4 protein-coding genes are annotated in these 2,839 nt (G+C 53.4%); 1 reads left to right on the top strand and 3 read right to left on the bottom strand.

Translation table 11 applies throughout. The features are described 5' to 3' along the window. The coding region (locus HKN06_00035; GenBank protein NNF59693.1) for a hypothetical protein at positions 1-149 on the top strand (149 nt) is incomplete at its 5' end. Positions 150-184: 35 nt separating this feature from the next. Here HKN06_00035 and HKN06_00030 read toward each other — a convergent pair. From HKN06_00030 to HKN06_00020, 3 genes are all read right to left on the bottom strand, one after another. Then, entirely contained in the window at positions 185-1,267 is a 1,083-nt protein-coding gene (locus HKN06_00030; protein ID NNF59692.1) for a trypsin-like serine protease, read from the bottom strand. Positions 1,268-1,391: 124 nt separating this feature from the next. Further along, positions 1,392-2,681, bottom strand: a complete 1,290-nt coding sequence (chrA, locus tag HKN06_00025) for a chromate efflux transporter (protein ID NNF59691.1) — start codon at positions 2,679-2,681, stop codon at positions 1,392-1,394. 18 nt (positions 2,682-2,699) lie between these two features. Further along, the coding region (locus tag HKN06_00020; protein ID NNF59690.1) for a sulfurtransferase at positions 2,700-2,839 on the bottom strand (140 nt) is incomplete at its 5' end.

Below are 2,839 nucleotides of genomic sequence, written 5' to 3'. Positions count from 1 at the left end.
GTTACTGCGCTGCGATCGGCAAGCCCTACATCACCCTGCACGATGAGGATATCGTGCATCCGCTTAAGGAAGTTGACGCCGCCGCGATGGCCTGGGCCGAGACACCGGCACAGGTGGTGGAAATCTTGCACTACGTGATTGAAGACTGACCAGGGCCGGGCAGAATTCCAATAAATTTAATAGTTTAAAGCTTGCCGCCCAGGTTACGCGCGAATTCACTGCGGATATGCGATGCGTAAACAGCCACGCCCAGGCCATCCATGTTTTGTGCGGCCGATAACACCGCCGTATTTACACCCAGTACCTCGCCGTCGGCATTGACCAATGGCCCGCCACTATTACCCGGCAAAATTTGGGCGTCGGTGAAAAGCGCCTTCTTGCTGGACTTGGTGACAATCCCTGTGGTTAGCGCATCGGTAATTCCAAACGGGCTCCCAATTGCAAAAACCTTGGTGCCCTGTTTTGGATAGCGTTGTTCTGATAGCGTTAAATATGGCGTGGTGTAGTTATCCAGCTTTAACAGCGCCAGATCATGATCCTTGCTGATCTTAACCAGCTTCGCCTTCAATTTTTTGCCATCTTTCAGAGTGATGGTAAATTTCCTGGAAAAGTTGCTCAGGCTACTACTGAATCCAAACTCTGACTTTTCCTTTTTGTATTCCTTTTCCTGCTTGCGGTACTTTTTGACATTGGCTTCGTGTATGTCCTTGTTCTTTTTATAGCGTTTTACATAACGCTGGTACTGTGACTTGTGTGTTTCCGAGGCCTGGCTCGACTCCATGTAATCGCGGTCTTCGTCGATGGTCAGCTTCATCTCCTGGAGGCGTTCCTCGTCATCCTCGAGTTCAAGCTTGTAATTGTCTAGCCGTTGTTTCCATTCGGCAAGCTGCGCTTTGGTATCTTTCGCCTGGCTCGATGTCGTTGGCCTGACCACGTGACGATTGGTAATAATGTACCCGTCACTGGTGACGAAAAAACCCGAGCCGGAACCAGCGGTAGTGACAACGGTAACCACTGAAAGCGATGCCTCGTCGATTTTCGAGGCGGGCTTGAAGGCCTGGTGCAGCTTATCCTTGAGGTCGGCCTTGACATTGCTGGTGGTAGTGGTCGCGGTAACCGCGGTGTTTGCCTTGTTTTTAGGCGGCTGATCGGTGAAATGCCATTTACCGTTCTCATCCTGGTATTTGTAAACCCCGGCGGATGCGGAAATCGCGCCCAGATGTAAAATGGAAATCGCAGCAACCAGTAAATATTTTCTTATCATCATCTGATTAAATTCAAATTAACTCCTAATCTGTATTTAATAGGATAAATCCACGAAAATTTCCGGATTTTGTGAAAAAACGAGACGTCGATCTCGATACCGCGAGCCGCACGCTGACAGGAAAGGTTCAGGCAAAAAATGTCGTAATTACAACACCGCTTATCGAGGCCAGCACCAGCACGCGCGATATGCCCCACTGAAACCTGAATAGTAATGTCGCACTCAACAGCGCGAGCACGATGACGCGCCAGTCCAGCGAAGCTAACTCCGGCTGCCATAACACGAGCGGTCCGTAAGACTGCACCGAAACCTGTGCAAAAAACACGTGCAGCGCAAACCATATGGAAAGATTCAGAATGACACCGACCACCGCGGCCGTAATCGCGGTTAAGGCGCCACGCAGGCGTGCCTGCGAGCCGATCCAGTCGATGTAGGGTGCGCCGACAAATATCCACAGGAAGCAGGGCGTAAAGGTGGCCCAGAGCGTCACCACCGCGCCCAGCAATCCATACCAGAATCCACCTGCCCGGAATGCCGCCAGGAAACCGACAAACTCGTTCACCAGGATCAACGGGCCGGGCGTGGTTTCGGCAAGCCCGAGACCGTCCATCATTTCGCCGGCCGTCAACCAGCCAAACTGGGTAACCACATCCTGGCCAAGGTAAGCCAGCACCGCGTACGCGCCACCAAAAGTGACCACCGCCAGCTTGGAAAAGAAAATGCCGATATCGAGCAGCAAACCCTCCTGGTCGAAGGCTGCGACCATCAACATCGGTGCCGCCCAGATCACCAGCCAGAGCAGCGTTATCAGCAGGCTGCGTGCCGGTGAAACCTTTACCCTGACCGGTTGTTCACTAACGGCATCGCGAGTAGCGCGCATGAAACCGAACGCGGCAGCGGTGATTATGATCAGCGGAAAGGGTAAAGCCAGAAAGAAAATGCCGACGAAAGCAAGCATTGCTATTACCCAGTGTTGTGGCAGATGCAGCGCACGTCTGGCGACTTTCAACAGCGCTTCGATGACGATAATAATCACCGCCGCCTTGACCCCGAGAAACAGAGCATTGACCAGCGGCACATCGCCGTAAAGGCCGTATATCAGCGCCAGGGCAAGCATTACGATCGCCCCGGGCAAAACGAATAACAGCCCGGCAATCAAACCACCCAGGGTACCGTGCAAACGCCAGCCCGCATAAGTCGCCAGCTGCATGGCCTCGGGTCCCGGCAGCAGCATGCAAAAGCTCAGTGCATTTAAATACTGTTTCTCGCTTAGCCAGCCCTTGATATCAACCACTTCGCGATGCATCAGCGCGATTTGTGCGGCCGGACCACCAAAAGATAACAGCCCGATACGTAACCAGACGATGAACGCCTGCGCCAGCGTCGGAGCGGATTGACGGTCTGCGCCGTCATCCATCGAAAAGTTCTCCATGGCTTAGCCCCGCTTGTCGGGTTGCGGCCAGTCGTGCGACTCGTCGGTAGCGTCTCGCGCCCAACGGTAGAACGCATCATAAAGCAACATGCCGGCGTCGATTTGCTCGATGTCATCGCGATACATGCGCGATAATCCGAGCG

Source organism: Gammaproteobacteria bacterium, from assembly GCA_013003425.1.
In the GTDB taxonomy this organism is placed as follows: domain Bacteria; phylum Pseudomonadota; class Gammaproteobacteria; order Steroidobacterales; family JABDKV01; genus JABDJB01.
The sequence above is the reverse complement of the archived record's forward strand: the minus strand, read 5'-3'. Positions and strand labels throughout refer to the sequence as shown.

What these genes read in the sequence shown, in the direction of transcription:
- HKN06_00030 (NNF59692.1), bottom strand. Translation starts at nt 1,267, where the DNA reads ATGATGATAAGAAAATATTTACTGGTTGCTGCGATTTCCATTTTACAT.
- chrA (NNF59691.1), bottom strand. Translation starts at nt 2,681, where the DNA reads ATGGATGACGGCGCAGACCGTCAATCCGCTCCGACGCTGGCGCAGGCG.